The sequence below is a fragment of the Micromonospora sp. WMMD964 genome (assembly GCF_029581455.1).
Lineage (GTDB): Bacteria > Actinomycetota > Actinomycetes > Mycobacteriales > Micromonosporaceae > Micromonospora.
Map to the genome: position 1 here is coordinate 5,067,607 of NZ_CP120860.1, position 15,068 is coordinate 5,082,674.

Below are 15,068 nucleotides of genomic sequence, written 5' to 3' on the forward strand. Positions count from 1 at the left end.
ATCCGGCTGGCACCTTGCGATGAATGATCCAACAGCTGACCGGGTCCCGGGTCGCCGAGCTGCCGCCCGACGAGACGCGCGTCCGGTTCCGCCACCGGCACCGGACCGGGACGACCCGCACGGAGGGACGATCGCAGCGGGCGGAGTGGGCCGACGCCGCGAAGGGCGCCTGCATCGTTCTCGTCGTCCTGTGGCACGTCATCGTGAAGGACTACCTACAGATCGACTGGCACGTCGGCGTACCGGTGCCGGGTCTGTGGGGGACGCTGGGTGAGCAGTTCCTCCCGCTGCGGATGCCGCTGTTCTTCACCATCTCCGGCGTCTTCGCGGCGAACGCCGCCCGACGACCCTGGCGGGTCGTGGCCCGCAGCCGGGTCGCCGGGTTCCTCTACCTGTACACCCTCTGGCTGCTGATCCACACCGCGATCCTCGCCGCCGCCCCGCAACTCCCGACCGACCGCGCCACCTCCGCCCTCGGTGTGCTGGAGCAGCTCACCATCACGCCGTCCAACCTCTGGTACCTGTACGCCCTGGCGGTGTACTTCACCATCGCCAAGGCGACCCGTCGGGCCCCCCGGGCGCTGGTGCTCGTACCCGCCGCGGTGCTGTCCACGGTCGCCGCCGCCGGCCTGCTCGACACACCGGGCAACCGGGGCGGCCTCTACCAGAACCTGGTGTTCTTCCTCGCCGGCCTGTACCTGCGACCGCAGATCCAGCGGTGGGCCGACACCGCCAGCCGACGCCGTCTGCTGCTGACCTCGGGGGCCTACGTCCTCGCGCTCGCCGCGATGGCGGCGGCCGGCGCGCAGCAGTGGTTCGGTGTGTGGCCGGCGGTCTCCGTCGTGGCAGTGATCTTCGGCATAACCGCCGCTGCCAGGCTGGCTCGCTGGTCGGCACTCAGCAGACCGCTGGCTAGTCTCGGCCGCATCACCCTGCCGATCTACGTCGTCCACATGCCGGTCCTGGCGCTGCTGCACCGGCTGACGCTCGTACCGGTTTCCGAGCTGGGCGCGTCCGCTCAGGACCTGATCGTGCTCGGATACCCGATTCTGCTGACCGGCCTGGTGATCGGCCTGAGCCTGGCCGTGCACCGTGGCCTGCTGGCGGTCCGGGCGGGCTGGCTGTTCGCGCTGCCCGGCCCCCGGCGCGCGCAGGCGGCCCGATGAGCGCGCTGGCCGAGGCGCTCGTCGACCTCGACGCGATCGCCGCCAACGTGCGGACGATCGCGTCGGTCACCGGCACCGACCTGATGGCGGTGGTGAAGGCCGACGGGTTCGGCCACGGCGCGGTGCAGGTGGCCCGGGCGGCGCTTCGGGCGGGCGCGAGCTGGTTGGGGGTGACGTCGGCGAGCGAGGCGCTGGCCCTGCGCGAGGCGGGTGTGACCGCGCCCACGTTGAGCTGGCTGCACAGCCCGACCGACGACTTCGGTAAGTTGATCAACGCTGGTGTCGACGTCGGCGTGTCGACGACGACGCACCTGCACGCCGTCGCCGACGCGGTCCACCTGCTCGGCGTACCGGCGATGGTGCAGCTCAAGGCCGACACCGGTCTGTCCCGCAACGGGGCCGCCGGGGACGACTGGCCCGAGTTGGTCGGTTGGGCTCGCAAGTACGAACGGGAGGGCGGGATCCGGGTGCGTGGGGTGTGGTCCCACCTCATGGACGCGGACGTGCCGGGCGCTCCCGAGCTGAACCGCCAGGTGACGGCCTTCGAGGACGCGCTGCGGGTCGCGCGGTCGGCCGGCCTCGACCCCGAGTTGGTCCACCTGGCCAACTCGGCGGCCGCGTTGTCGGCGCCCCGGACCCGCTTCGACATCTGCCGGATCGGGATCGCGCTGTACGGCGTGGACCCGTTCGGCGCGACCGGACCGGGCGAGTTCGGGCTGCACGCCGCGATGACGGTGCGGACGAGCGTGGTCAACGTCAAACGGGTGCCGGCCGGCACCGGCGTCTCCTACGGGCCCGAGCACGTGACCGGCGCACCGACCACCCTGGCGTTGCTGCCGCTCGGGTACGCCGACGGCCTCCCCCGCGCCGCGGGTGGCCGCGCCTGGGTGTGGCTCGCCGGTCGGCGGTGCCCGATCGTCGGGCGCATCGCCATGGACCAGTGCGTGGTCGACGTCGGGGACCTCCCCGTGGCGATCGGTGACCCGGTCGTGGTGTTCGGTCCGACCGAGGCAGACCGGAACCCACCGACCGTCGTCGAATGGGCCCGCTGGGCCGACACCAACCCACACGAGATCTTGACCGGCATCGGGGCCCGGGTGGCCCGCGACCACCACCACGGAAGGGCACGGATTTCATGACAACCCGACTGGCAGTGCTGTACGGCGGGCAGAGCGGCGAGCACGACGTGTCCTGCCGCTCGGCGGCGAGCATCCTCGCCCACGTGGACCGTGAGCGGTACCAGGTCACCGAGGTGCTCATCGACCGTGCCGGCGGCTGGCACGTCGACGGACGCCCGACGCCACTGCCTGCGGCGTTGCGCGTGCTGCGCGCCCAGGACGTGGTGTTCCCCGCCCTGCACGGCCCGTACGGCGAGGACGGCACGGTGGCGTCGTTGCTGGAGTGGCTCGGGGTTCCGTACGTCGGCAACGGCGTCTTCGCCAGCGCCGCCGGTATGGACAAGGGCGTCACCAAACGACTCCTCGCCGCCGAGGGGCTGCGGGTCAGCCCGGGGGTGACCCTGCGGCCGGGCGAGGACCTGTCGCCTGACGACCGGCGACGTCTGGACCTGCCGGTCTTCGTCAAGCCGGCGCGGGCCGGGTCCAGCCTGGGCGTCGTCAAGGTGGACGACTGGTCGGGGGTTCCCGCCGCGCTGCAGCGGGCCCGACAGGTCGACCCGAAGGTGCTCGTCGAGCAGGGGGCCCGGGGTCGGGAGATCGACGTGGCGGTCCTGCAGCACCCGGACGGCCGGGTGGAGGCCGGTCCGCCGCTGGAGATCCGGGTGACCGGTGCCGGCTTCTTCGACTACGACGCGAAGTACGACGGCGGCGCGATCTTCCAGATCCCCGCCGCGTTGGACGCGGCGACCACCGAGGTCCTCCAGGACCGCGCGATCCGCGCCTTCCACGCCCTCGACTGCCGTGGGCTGCTACGGGTGGACTTCTTCCTGCCCGCCGAGGGGTCGCCCGAGCCCATCGTGAACGAGGTGAACACGTTCCCCGGTTTCACCGCCGCGTCGCAGTTCCCGCAGATCTGGCAGAAGGCCGGCCTCGGGTTCGTCGACCTGATCGACATCCTGATCGACGGCGCGCTGGCCGACGAGGACCGGGGCCGTCACGGCGGTCTTCCCCGGCCGACGCGGGTGGCCGACCTGGTGTGAGCGGTGGCGGGTGCCCGGTCACCTGACCGGGCACCGCCGAGGCGGCCGGGTGCCGTCGGGTCCGACGATGGTCACCGGGACGAGAGAGCTCATCAGGCCGACCTGGGCGGCGGCGTCGGTCGCCGTACAGATGATCTGGTCGACCGCGTCGGCCGACAACGTCCGTACCGCTGCTGTCGTCGTCACGGTGAGGCCGAATCCCCGCCCGTCCGGCGTCACCGTGACCGGGACGAGCCCGGCGGGCACCTCGCTGGTCAGGCCGCTGGCCCGCTCCTCCCCGCTCGGACCCGCCGCGAGCAGGGCGACGGCCTGGGCCGGCTGGCAGGACGAGCCGTCCGAGGATGCCGGTGAACAGGTCACCACGGGCGCGGCACCGGCCTGGGTCGCCTTCGGCTGGCGGAGGACCAGCGCGAGTTCGCCCTGTGCGAGCAGGTAGACCCCGATGCCCTCGGTGGGGCCGCTGACCGCGGCGCGACCGGTGATGACGGCGCTGGGCCGGACCCCGCACCCCGCCGTGAGCACCGCGACGAGCAGCCCGCCGACGACCAGAGCGCGGCCCGTCCGCCGGCCGGTCACCGGGCACCGCCGTCGTCCGCCGTGTCCCGGGGCAGGCGGAGGGTGAACACCGCGCCGCCTCCGGGGTCGTTTCCGGCGACGAGACTTCCCCGCCGCTCACCGTGGCGGTGCAGGCGCGCGTTCTCCCAGGAGATGGCGAGGCCGAGGCCGCTGCCCTCAGACCGGGTTCGGGCGGTGTCGGCCTTGTACAGACGGTCGAAGACGTGCGGCAACACCTCAGGGTCCAGTCCCGGCCCCCGGTCGGCCACCTCGACGGTGACCCAGTCCTCGTCGGCGCTCAGGCGCACCGACACCGGCTCGGCACCGTGCCGCAGGGCGTTGCCGACCAGGTTGGCGACGATGACGTCCAGCCGGCGGGGGTCGAGCCGGGCCACGACACCGGGCGGCAGCTCCGCGCGGACCCGGTCGGTCCAGCCGCGGATGCGCAGGGTCGCGCTCACCGCGGCGGCCACGTCCACGTCGTCCAGGGCGAGCCGGGCGGTTCCGGAGTCGAACCTGCTGACCTCGATGAGGTCGTTGACCAGCTGGGTGAGGTTCTGCGTCTCCCGGCTGACCAGCCGGGCTGCGCGGCCCGCGTCCCCGGGCAGGTGTTCCGCCTCCTCGTCGAGCACGTCGGTGACCGCGGTCATCGCCGCCAACGGCGTACGGAGTTCGTGCGAGACGTCCGCCACGAACCGGCGTGCGTCGGACTCCATCCGTCGCAGCTCCCCCACCTGCCGTTCCAGCGTCCCGGCGGTGTCGTTGAAGGTCCGTGCCACATCGGCCAGCTCGTCCACGCCCCGGACGGTCAGCCGGGTGGTCAGGTCGCCCTCGCCGAGGCGGCGTGCGGCCCGGCCCAACTCGCGTACGGGTCGCAGCACGCTGCCGGCGGCCAACAGGGCCAGCAGGACCGCGAGGACCAGCGACAGCCCTCCGGTCAGCCAGGCGCGGGTGGCGAGCTGGTCGATGCTCTGCTGCTCGGGCAGGAGGCTGCGCATCGAGTACACCTCCAGCCCGGACGGTCGGGAGGTGCCGTCGGGTCGTTCGAGCGCCAACTGGGTGCCGATGAGCAGCTTGGGTTCCCCGTTGAGCGCGACCCGCTGCCAGGCGATCCGGCCGTCGCCGACCTCCTGCCGCAGCTCCGGGGTGAGCGCGTCGGCCACCTCGAAATTCGGCGACCGCAGGTCGCGGTAGACGACCACCGTGGTGGTGTCCCGGTCGGAGAGACGCTGGGCCAGGATGTCGAGGTCGTCCTGGGTCGGCGGCAACTGGGCTATCGGGTAGTACTTGCTGAGCTGGTCGGTCAGCGACCTCACCGCGGCGTCCTGCGCCTGTTGCAGGATGACCGTCCGGGCCTGGACGTAGCTGCCGCTGGCCACGACGGCCGCGGTGGTCACGCCGAGCAGCACGAACGCCAGGAGCAGTCGGACCCGCAAGCCCGAGACCCGGGTGCCGGCGCGGCGCCACAGTGTCACAGCGGCCCGAACCGGTATCCGAAACCACGCACGGTCTGGATGAAGACCGGCGTCGACGAGTCGACTTCGATCTTGGCGCGCAGCCGCTGGACACAGGCGTCCACGAGCCGCGAGTCGCCGAGGTACCCGTGTTCCCAGACGGCCTCCAGCAGTTGCTGGCGGCTGAGCACCTGGCCCGGCGTGTGCGAGAGTTCGAGCAGCAGACGCAGCTCGGTGGGGGCGAGGCCGACCGGCACGCCGTCCTTGCTGACCACCAGCGCGGCCCGGTCGATCGTCAGCGCGCCGTGTTGTTCCAGGCCGGGCCGCTCGCCACCGGCGCGGCGCGACTCGCCGCCGGTCCGTCGGAGCACCGCGCGGATCCGCGCCTCGAGCACCCGGGCCTGCACGGGCTTGACCACGTAGTCGTCGGCGCCGGCCTCCAGCCCCGCCACCACGTCCATGTCGTCGTTGCGCGCGGTCAGCATGATGATCGGCAGGTCGCCGAGTTGCCGAATCCGGCGGCAGACCTCGAACCCGTCCATCCCGGGCAGCATCAGGTCGAGGACCACGACGTCGGACGCGGTGGTGCGCAGCCGCTCCAACCCCTGCTCCCCGGTCTCCACCGCGTGCACCGTGTGGCCCTGTCGGGTGAGCGCCAACTGAAGCCCGTCGCGCACCGTCTGGTGGTCTTCGATCAGCAGGACCTGGGACATGTCGTCAAGTATCCCATCATGAGATCTTCTGGTGATCGGTCGGCGACGGCCGCCCGGCACGGTCGGCTCGCAGCGGTACCACGAAGTCCGCCGACCGCACCAGGAACACCACCGAACCCACCAGGAACATCGTCGTCGCACCCGCCGCCACGATGGCGACGAGCGCGCCGCGCTGCACCGAGGCCGCCAGCGAGGGCACCACGACCACGAGTGCCCAGACCAGCGCGGCCAGGCTCACCGCCATCTCGCCCAACCGGCGCCACAGGCTCCCGCCGTCCGGTCCGGCATCCACGTCCCGGTCCCCCCGCAGGCCCGTCAACGCGGCGGCGGCCAGGCAGAACAACACCACCCCCAGCAGTACGCCGCCGAGCACGTCACTGAACCGGTGCCAGCCCGCGATCATCGTGGCCGAGGCGATCACCGAGACACCGGCGGCACCGGGCACCGCCAGAAAGCGTCGAGCCCAACCGGGCAGCACCAGCATGAACGCCAGCAGCAGCGCCGTCGCCGCCGCCACATGGCCGCTGGGAAAGCTGTTGTGGGTCGTCGAACTCTCGATCTGGAGATCCGGGCGGGGCAGCGCCGACTTCAGCGCGCCGGCCGCCACCACCGCGCCGACCACCATTCCCACACCGACGACCCCCGCCACCAGTCGGCGGCGGAGCACACCCACCAGCAGCACCGCGCCGAGCAGGGCGACGAGGAGGCTCGGGCTGCCGAAGCCGGCCAGCACGGCCTTGGCCGGCCCCACCAGGACGGTCTGCTGCTCGTATCCCCCACCCCGCTCGGCGCGCGGCAGGAGCAGACCGTCCAGCCACTGACCGGGGTACGTCCGGACGAAGACGGCAGCGGTGAGCGCCAATGCGAGCAGACCACCCAGCGCCGCCGCGAGCAGCCGAAGACCCGACGTCACCGCCGCGCCGGCGGGTGGCCGGGGTCGCGCCGGCGGCGGGCCGGGCGTCGACCGCCCCACGGGGTACGACGATCCGATGGTCATGTCGGCCATGCTCGTCCCGGCACGTCCGGGTGCCGTACTGGGATTGTCTTGGTTCTGTCACAACTGCCCGCGCCGCCTGCGGGAGGCGGATCGTCGTCGGAAGGGCCGGTGGGCCTCGACGGAGCAGAAGCATTCAGATGCTTACATGCAACTATGTTTTACCCCGCCGAGATCAGCCACCACTAGGGTCAGGACACCGATCGATGTCTCGGTGGTCGGTGCGAGAAATCCATCCGGAGTGAGCTGGGGAACCGGAAGGGGTTGGGGGAATGCAGGGAATTCCAGTCGACAGCCTGGTCATCGGCATCGCGTCCTCACCGGCTGAGCGCCGACAACTGGCGCGGCTACTCGGCGGCAGTGACGCCTTTCTGATCGTCTCGACCGTCCGGCAGGCCCGAGAGTTTCTCGGCGTGGTCGAGACGACTCCGGCGGTGATCCCGCAGGACGGGCCGGTGCTCGCCGATGCCGCACAGTCCGCAACCGCGCTCGCCCCGGCCCCACGATCCGCAGCCGCGCTCGGCCCGGCCCCGCAGCCCGCAGCCGTGCTCGCCGAGGTGGTGCCGAGCCCGCAGCAGCCGCCACCGGACCTGACCGTCGACTCCGACCGCCGGGTGCTGCGGTGGCGTGACCAGGAGATCGACCTGACCCGGTTGGAGCACGACGTCCTGCTCTGTCTGGTGGACGCGCCCGGGCAGATCTGGACCTACGAGCGTCTGCACCTGGAGGTCTGGGGCAACCGGCACCTCGGCCGGGGCTCCGACATGCACTCGGTGGTCCGCCGGGTGCGCGGAAAGCTCGCGAGACTCAACGCCGCGACGACCATCCACTCGGTACGCGGGGTCGGCTTCCGGCTCGCCCCGGTCTGATTTTCTCAACGCGGACCGGCCCTGTCCGGTCTGATCCTCTCAAGTCCGGCCCTGTCCGTCTGATCCCCGAACAGGGTCCGGCCCGCCCGGTCGAAACCAGGCGGGCCGGACTGTGCGCTACCGCTCGGGCGTCAGCACTTGATCGGCACCAACCCGAAGTTCTCCACGGTGGGAGTGGTGGTGTTGATCCTCGTCTGGCGGGTCTGCGGCTTCCACCCGTCCTTGGCGACGATCATCGTGAGCGGGTTGTTGCGGCGGTCCACCCAGTAGGCGTACTTGCCCTCGGCGTCGGTGGCGAAGGTGTACGACGCCGCCCACGAGTCGACCTGGACGACCGCCCCGGCGAGTGGCGAGGTCGCACCCTGGCAGCTGCTGCCGATGACCGTTCCCATGAGCTTCCCCCAGGTCTTCGGGGGGTTCGCGGTCATGGTCACCGCGACCGGCGCCACCGAGTACGGCGTGTTCTCGGTGATCCCGATCGAGCCGGAGTAGGTGCCCGGCTGGTCCACGTCCGCCGTCAGGCCGACGGTGACCGTGACCTTCGCACCCGGTGCGAGGGTCGCCGACGACTTGTCGATGGTCATCCAGCTGACGTCGGCCGCCGACTCGGCGCAACCCTCGAAGCCCGGGAGCACCTCGCTGTTGGCCGCCGCGTTGAAGTTGCCGGACGAACCGCCGATCTTGTAGAAGCCGCAAGCCGCGCCACCCCGGTAACGGGCGGTGTTGGCGTTCGGCAGGTTGGACCACGAGCCGGCGGCCGGGTCGAAGGCGAAGCCGGCGTTGCTGATGGCCCCACCCTGCGAACCACCGACGACGAGCAGCTTGCCGTTGGCCACGGCGTACGAGCTGGCCCAGTTGTCGGCCGGCGCGTCGGCGATCGCGGTCCAGGTGTCGGCCCCCGGGTCGAAGGCGTAGCTGGACTTCTGCGCGGCGGAACCGTCGTTGCCACCGGTGCAGTAGAGGATGCCGTCGATCCCGCCGCAGGAGGCGAAGGCCACCGACTTCGGGTAGTTGGCCATCGTCGCCCAGGTGTCGGTGGCCGGGTCGTACCGGACGACGCTGTTCGACATCGGCGTGCAGTTGGCCGTGGTGCAGCCACCGACCGCGTACAGCTTGCCGTCGACGACGCCCTGACCGGCCGCGGCCCGGGGTGCCGGGTTGTCGGCCAGCTCGGTCCAGGTGTCGGCCCCCGGGTCGTACGACCAGGTGGCGGCGTCCGGACCCTCGTCGCCCCAGCCGCCGCTGGCGATGATCTTGCCTTGCACGACGCCCACCGTCAGGGCGTTGCGTGCGCCCGGCAGGTCGGCGATCGCCGTCCAGGTCTGGGCGGCCGGGTCGTAGGCGTAGTTCTTGGTGGTGGAGGCGCTACCGTCGCCACCCCCGATCGAGTACACCTTGCCGTCCAGGTTCACCACCCGGTTGTCCATCACGTTCGCCGGGTAGTTGGCGATGTCCGTCCACGGCGCGGCCTGCGGGCCGGTCGCGGCGGCGGTGGCCTTGGCCTCCTTGCCGGACGCCTTGGCGGCGAACGACGTCGGTACGGTGAGCCGCTGCTCCGGAGCGCCGCTGCCGCCGAGCACCTGTTGCCGGGTGACGGTGGACCCGTCCGCCCGCAGGAGTTCGAATCCGTTGTCCCGCTCGCTGAACTTGACCTCGACCGGCGCGCCACCGGTGTTGGTCACCGTGAACGTCCTGCTCGCCTTGCCGTTGGGCATCTGGAGCGTGGCGCTCAGCTCGGTCGGCGTCACCGACAGCCGGCCGGCCGCGAGCTGGAAGTTCGCGGTGGTCGCCCAGTCGGCCTCGACGTCCAACGACTTGGTCTGGCTGACGTAGTTGCCGGCGGTCGCCGTGAAATCGTGCGCGCCGGTCAGCGACGAGTAGATCCAGTAGAAGCCGTCGGCCAGCCCCGGGTCGTCCGGGGTCGCCACGGTGACGGCCTTCTCGGCGGGCCGGTCCTTGCTGGTGACCGTCGCACCGTTGACGTAGCTGTCGTCGTTCTTGTCGCGGACGTTGCCGACGACCAGACCGCCGTCGAGCGGCACACAGGTGATCTGGCTGCCGATGAGGACGTTGTCGACCTCCCACCACCACTCGTACGAGGCGTCGTAGTAGTGGAACCGGACCTGCACCTGCGCCTGGCCGGCCGCCTGCGGGATCGGGATCTCGGTCACCCTCGGACCCCGGACGTCGGTCTCCTGCCGGAGCACGTTGGTCCAGGTGGCACCACCGTCGATGCTCAGGTCGACGTCGGCGGTGTCGTCGTTGAGCTGGTTGAAGTCCTGGTTGAACCGGATCACCGGGGCGGTGACGGCGGTCAGGTCGACCACCGGGCTGACCAGGGAGGTGTCCTGGCTGGTGCCCGCACCGTAGTCGTCGCTGTCGATCATCGCGAAGCCGCCGCTGCCGCCGGTCAGGTTGCCCCGGTCACCGTCGTCGGTGAACTTCCAGACCTGGCCGCTGCCCGCGTTGTCCACGACGGTCCAGCCGGCCGGGGTGGTCGGGGCGTCGAACGTCTCGTACTCACCGTCGGAGCCGAACGTGTAGCCGGGGGCGGTGGTGCAGGTGTCGGTGTCCACCGGCACGGCGACGTTCGCGGTGGCGTTACCCGCGCCGACCACCACCTGCTTGGTGACGGTCTGGTATCCCGGGTACTGCGACTCGTACTTCAGGGTGTAGGTCTGCCCGGCCGGCAGCTTGATGCTGTAGCGGCCGTTCGACGGGGTGGTGTAGTCGTAGACGCCGGACACGCCGGTCACCGTCACCTTCGCGTACAACGGCCAGCCGTGGCCCGAGCCGTCGGTGACCGACCCGGTGACGTTGACGCTGGGCACCGGCGTCAACGCGACGTCGAGCGTGGTGATCGCGCCCTTGGCGACGGTCGCCGTCTTCGTGGTGCCGCCGTAGCCGAAGGCCGCCACGGCGACCTGGTAGTCACCGGTGGGCAGTTGGGTCGAGTACTTGCCGTCGGCGCCGGTGGTCAACTCCCGTGCGGCCGGTCCGGTGAGCGTCACCGTCGCGCCGGCGATCGGGGCGCCGGTGGCCGCGTCGGTGACCGTGCCCGCCAGGGTGCCGATGTCGCCGGTCGGGGCCGCGTCGAGCAGCGCGAGGGCGTCCAGGCGGCCCTCGCCGTAGACGTTGTTGTCGGCGGCGGTGCCGCCGCACTGGTCGTCGGCCTTGTCGATCGCCGTGCCGTTGAGCAGCGCACGGGTGGCGTCGACGTCACCGATCAGCGAGGGCGCCGCCGAGTAGAGCAGCGCGATCGTGCCCGCGAGGTGCGGCGCGGCCATCGAGGTGCCGCTGATGCTGCCGTACGCGCTGCCCGGGATGCTCGACCGGACGTTCACGCCCGGGGCCGAGATGTTGGGCTTGATCTCACCGTTCTGCCCGACGCCGCGGGCGGAGAAGCCGGCGACGTTGTTGTTGACGTCGTACGCGCCGGTCGAGTAGTTGCTGGCGAGGCTGCCCGGCGAACCACTCGTCTGGCACGCCGGCCCACTGTTGCCGTTGGACCAGGTGCCGAAGATCCCGGACGCGGCCCAGGCGTCCGTCACGTCCTCCATGAACGGCTCGTTGGACGGGTCCCGCGTGCCCCACGAGTTGTTGATGATGTTCGGACGCTTGCTCGCGTCCGCGTTCTGGCCGTTGAGGTCCAGCGGTTCGAGCATCCACTGGCCGGATTCGATCAGAGCGGCGTCACTGGGGCAGCAACCGTTCGCCGCGATCCACGTGACCCCGGGCGCGACGCCGATCTGGTTCGCGCCGTCGGAGCCGGCCATGGTGCCCATCGTGTGCGTGCCGTGGCCGTCGCCGTCACAGGGGGCGGTCGCACAGGCGCCGGTGGCGCCGGCCGCGTTGAACCAGTTGTAGTTGTGGTCGAACGTGCCGTCGCCGTTGTTGCCACGGTAGGAGTTGACGAGCGCCGGGTGGTTGAACTGCACGCCGGTGTCGATGTTGGCGACGGTGATGCCCTCGCCCTTGACGCCGTACTGGGCCCACACGTCGTCGGCGTTGATGTTGGCGATGCCCCACTCGAGGGCGTTCACTGTCTTCTCGTCCGTGCCCTTGGTGGTTTCCGGCACCTTGTAGGCGACCGGCGCGTAGAGGCCCTCGACCTCGGAGTGACCGGCGAACTTCTGGGCCATCGCCAGGGAGCCGCTGCTCACCTTGATCGCGTTGGTGGCCCAGAAGGTCTGGTACCGGGTGCCGGAGCTGTCGAGGTCGGCCCGGATCTTGCCCTGGCTCGCGGCGGCGGTCTTGCGCAGGGCGTCCGCGACCGCGGTGCCGCGCTTCGACCAGTCCTTGATGGCGCTGGCCTTGCTGAGGTCCGCCCGGTCCTTGAACCGGATCCAGAAGTCCCCTTCACTCTTGGCCTGTAGCTGCTTGGCGAGCTCGGGTCGGATCTTGTCGCCGGTCGGGGCGCCCGCCTGCATGCCGCCGCCCGGTGCCGCCTGCGCTGCCGACCCGACGGTGGCGAAGCATGTCGCGGCGAGGATCGCCGCCGCACCGGCGCTCACCAGTGATCTGGCTGTGCGCCGCCATTGTGGACGTCTGAACATCGGTGCTGCCTCCCTCAGAACGACCCAGGGTGAAGATGGGCCATGGGTGGACCTCCCCATGCACCGCGCGGGTCACGCCGGTTGCCCGAGTGGACACTATGATCGAGAAGAAAGGACGATCAAGAACTTGCCGTGAGCAACTTGTCGCTAAGAGTTGCTGATCCGGTGACGCGCTTTGCCAATCATTGTCAGGACCATGACGAGAGCCGGGCAGGGATGCCCATCGATCCCGGGCGGTGCTGTGGCCGAGGACGACGATGCGACGTCGAACAGGGAGGGCCCGGCCGACGAGCCGTTCCCGCTACTGATCGCGGTGACGTCGTCGCCGGCCGAGCGCATCCGGCTCGCGGAGCGCCTCGACGGCATCGCTCCGTTGCTGCTCGTGGCCGACCTCGACGAGCTACGCCGGCTGATCGCCACCCCGCGGCAGATGGCCGCGGCCGCAGCCGAGTCGGCCACCGCGCTGGTCATCGACTCCGCCCGGTCGAGCGCCCGCTGCGGGGAGCGCGAGGTCGACCTCACCCGGCTGGAACACGACCTGCTGACCTGCCTGATCACCGAGCCGGTCCGGGTCTGGAGCTACGCGGAGCTGCACCGGTCGGTCTGGGGCGACGAGGGGCGCGAGCGCAAGGCGGACGTGCAGTCGCTGGTGAAGCGGCTGCGCCGCAAGCTGCACGACCTCGGCACCCGGGCCACCATCGACGTCGTTCGAGGTGTCGGGCTGCGGCTGACCGACCACCAGCAGGCCCGGGTCGAACGCGCCTGACGCCCCGACCCATGAACTGATCAAGGGTCGGGTACGACCTGAAGATCAGCAGGGACACGGGGCGGGCTGACGTCTCCGCACCTGCGTTTTACGGTAATGACAGGCTGTGAACTCACTGACACGTAACGTGAGGATGCAGCCGGACTACGGCTGCCGCAGGCGTGCACCGGGCCGCCACCGTGGCGGTGCCGCTCGGTCAACGACCGGACGGACAGCCCTGCACCGCCGCCGGCCTACTCAGCCGCAGGAGGTGTGGGATGCCCATGCTGTCGGTCTTCGATCCCCGGCACACTGTCGCTCCCCCGGGATACAGCCGCTGGCTCATCCCGACCGCGGCCCTGGCCGTGCACGTGTGCATCGGTCAGGTCTATGCCACGAGTGTCTACAAGAACTCCCTCATCGCGCACTTCGACGTCAGTCAGACGGCGATCGGGGCGATCTTCAGTATCGCCATCGTGATGCTGGGTTCGTCCGCGGCGGTGGGTGGCCGTTGGGTGGAGCGGAACGGACCGCGGCGGGCGATGTTCGTCTCCGCGTGCTTCTGGGCCACGGGGTTCCTGGTCGGCGCGCTCGGCATCGCGACCCAACAGCTCTGGCTGCTCTACCTCGGTTACGGCGTCATCGGTGGCATCGGGCTCGGCATCGGCTACATCTCGCCCGTCTCCACACTGATCAAGTGGTTCCCGGACCGGCCCGGCCTCGCCACCGGGTTGGCCATCATGGGGTTCGGCGGCGGCGCCCTCGTCGCCGGCCCGCTCGCGCGCCAACTGCTCTCCCTCTACGACTCCGGCTACAACCCCGACAACCCCGCGGCGGTGGCCTCGGGACACGCCCTCGTGGCGCTCTTCGTCACGTTCGGCATCGGATACTTCGTGATCATGATGTTCGGCCCCTTCAACGTCCGGGTACCGGCGCCGGACTGGCGGCCCGCCGGGTTCGACCCCGCGAGCGTCGCCACCCGGCCTCTCGTGACGACGGCGAGCGTGTCGGCGTCGAATGCCGTGCGTACCCGATCGTTCTGGTTGCTGTGGATCGTGCTGTTCTGCAACGTCACCGCGGGCATCGGCATCCTGGAGCAGGCAAGCCCGATGATCCAGGACTTCTTCCGGGACAACGGGACCGCCACCACGGTCTCGGTGACGGCGGCGGCCGGTTTCGTGGGGGTGCTGTCGCTGTTCAACATGGCGGGGCGCTTCGTCTGGTCGACGACGTCCGACCTCATCGGCCGCAAACCGATCTACATGGTCTACCTCGGCGTCGGCATGGTGCTGTACCTGCTGCTCGCCGTCGCGGGCCACTCCGCGACCGCGGTCTTCGTGCTGATCGCCGCCGCGATCATCTCCTTCTACGGCGGTGGCTTCGCCACCATGCCCGCCTACCTGCGTGACCTGTTCGGCACCTTCCAGGTCGGGGCCATCCACGGCCGGATCCTGACCGCGTGGTCGGCCGCGGGTGTCGCCGGCCCGCTGATCGTCAACGGGATCCTCGACACGCAGGGCAAGCCCGGCACCCTCACCGCGGCGGCGTACCGGCCCGCCCTGTTCACCATGGTCGGCATCCTCGCCATCGGGTTCATCGCGAACCTGCTGGTCCGCTCCGTGCCCGAGCGGTTCCACGAACCGAACCGAGGGCCGACCTCGCCCGTGGCGAAGGCAACTGTCACCGAGCCGGTCGCTCTCGGGCGGGACAGCCAGCCGCCCGCGCCGCCGCGCGTCGGTAGCCAGACCGGGCGGCTCTGGTTGTCCTGGCTGCTGATCGCGGTGCTCCTCGGGTACGGCATCGTCCAGACCCTGATCACCGCCGCGAAGCTGTTCACCGGCTGACGCGGCGAAGCGGC

At 70.9% G+C, this 15,068-nt stretch carries 11 protein-coding genes; 6 read left to right on the forward strand and 5 right to left on the reverse strand.

The window, feature by feature from the left end; translation table 11 throughout:
• The first annotated feature begins 23 nt into the window (after positions 1-23).
• From O7616_RS23215 to O7616_RS23225, 3 genes are read left to right on the forward strand one after another with little or no spacing between them, the layout of a single operon-like run.
• The gene (locus O7616_RS23215; protein ID WP_282303916.1) at positions 24-1,166 is read left to right on the forward strand and encodes an acyltransferase; all 1,143 of its coding nucleotides are present in this window, start codon (positions 24-26) and stop codon (positions 1,164-1,166) included.
• Positions 1,163-2,305 carry an alanine racemase gene (gene alr / locus O7616_RS23220; RefSeq protein ID WP_282258906.1) on the forward strand — a complete coding sequence of 381 codons (1,143 nt, stop codon included), beginning with the start codon at positions 1,163-1,165 and terminating at the stop codon, positions 2,303-2,305. The genes O7616_RS23215 and alr overlap by 4 nt, the downstream gene beginning before the upstream one ends.
• Positions 2,302-3,324: a D-alanine--D-alanine ligase family protein gene (locus O7616_RS23225; protein WP_282303917.1), complete on the forward strand. Its 1,023-nt coding sequence runs from the start codon at positions 2,302-2,304 to the stop codon at positions 3,322-3,324. Before alr ends, O7616_RS23225 begins: the two co-directional genes overlap by 4 nt.
• An 18-nt stretch (positions 3,325-3,342) precedes the next feature.
• Here the strand turns inward: O7616_RS23225 and O7616_RS23230 are convergent, their stop codons facing one another.
• Genes O7616_RS23230 through O7616_RS23245 form a run of 4 tightly spaced genes read right to left on the reverse strand, consistent with a single transcriptional unit; the run spans position 3,343 to position 7,043 of the window.
• Positions 3,343-3,900 (reverse strand): hypothetical protein, encoded by a 558-nt coding sequence (locus tag O7616_RS23230; protein WP_282303918.1) that lies wholly within the window; start codon positions 3,898-3,900, stop codon positions 3,343-3,345.
• The gene (locus O7616_RS23235) at positions 3,897-5,354 is read right to left on the reverse strand and encodes a HAMP domain-containing sensor histidine kinase (RefSeq protein ID WP_282303919.1); all 1,458 of its coding nucleotides are present in this window, start codon (positions 5,352-5,354) and stop codon (positions 3,897-3,899) included. The genes O7616_RS23230 and O7616_RS23235 overlap by 4 nt, the downstream gene beginning before the upstream one ends.
• A complete protein-coding gene (locus O7616_RS23240) occupies positions 5,351-6,046 on the reverse strand; it encodes a response regulator transcription factor (protein ID WP_282303920.1) in 696 nt (231 codons plus the stop codon). The genes O7616_RS23235 and O7616_RS23240 overlap by 4 nt, the downstream gene beginning before the upstream one ends.
• Positions 6,047-6,062: 16 nt before the next feature.
• Positions 6,063-7,043, reverse strand: coding sequence for a phosphatase PAP2 family protein (locus tag O7616_RS23245; protein WP_282303921.1), 981 nt, complete (start codon positions 7,041-7,043; stop codon positions 6,063-6,065).
• Between the two features lie 269 nt (positions 7,044-7,312).
• Here O7616_RS23245 and O7616_RS23250 point away from each other — a divergent pair, with 269 nt between their 5' ends.
• Positions 7,313-7,909 carry a winged helix-turn-helix domain-containing protein gene (locus tag O7616_RS23250; protein WP_282303922.1) on the forward strand — a complete coding sequence of 199 codons (597 nt, stop codon included), beginning with the start codon at positions 7,313-7,315 and terminating at the stop codon, positions 7,907-7,909.
• A 131-nt stretch (positions 7,910-8,040) separates the two neighbouring features.
• On the opposite strand, the gene O7616_RS23255 is transcribed toward O7616_RS23250, so the two are convergent.
• On the reverse strand, positions 8,041-12,423 hold the full coding sequence (locus O7616_RS23255; RefSeq protein ID WP_282303923.1) for a S8 family serine peptidase: 4,383 nt from the start codon (positions 12,421-12,423) through the stop codon (positions 8,041-8,043).
• A 283-nt stretch (positions 12,424-12,706) separates the two neighbouring features.
• Here O7616_RS23255 and O7616_RS23260 point away from each other — a divergent pair, with 283 nt between their 5' ends.
• Both O7616_RS23260 and O7616_RS23265 read left to right on the forward strand, forming a co-directional pair.
• Positions 12,707-13,231, forward strand: a complete 525-nt coding sequence (locus tag O7616_RS23260; RefSeq protein WP_282303924.1) for a winged helix-turn-helix domain-containing protein — start codon at positions 12,707-12,709, stop codon at positions 13,229-13,231.
• Positions 13,232-13,494: 263 nt separating this feature from the next.
• Positions 13,495-15,054 (forward strand): OFA family MFS transporter, encoded by a 1,560-nt coding sequence (locus O7616_RS23265; protein WP_282307704.1) that lies wholly within the window; start codon positions 13,495-13,497, stop codon positions 15,052-15,054.
• The last annotated feature ends 14 nt before the right edge of the window (positions 15,055-15,068 follow it).

Excerpts from the sequence above, each read along its gene's own strand:
- O7616_RS23215 (WP_282303916.1), top strand. The coding sequence starts at position 24 with ATGATCCAACAGCTGACCGGGTCCCGGGTCGCCGAGCTGCCGCCCGAC.
- alr (WP_282258906.1), top strand. The coding sequence starts at position 1,163 with ATGAGCGCGCTGGCCGAGGCGCTCGTCGACCTCGACGCGATCGCCGCC.
- O7616_RS23225 (WP_282303917.1), top strand. The coding sequence starts at position 2,302 with ATGACAACCCGACTGGCAGTGCTGTACGGCGGGCAGAGCGGCGAGCAC.
- O7616_RS23240 (WP_282303920.1), bottom strand. The coding sequence starts at position 6,046 with ATGTCCCAGGTCCTGCTGATCGAAGACCACCAGACGGTGCGCGACGGG.
- O7616_RS23245 (WP_282303921.1), bottom strand. The coding sequence starts at position 7,043 with ATGACCATCGGATCGTCGTACCCCGTGGGGCGGTCGACGCCCGGCCCG.
- O7616_RS23250 (WP_282303922.1), top strand. The coding sequence starts at position 7,313 with ATGCAGGGAATTCCAGTCGACAGCCTGGTCATCGGCATCGCGTCCTCA.
- O7616_RS23265 (WP_282307704.1), top strand. The coding sequence starts at position 13,495 with ATGCTGTCGGTCTTCGATCCCCGGCACACTGTCGCTCCCCCGGGATAC.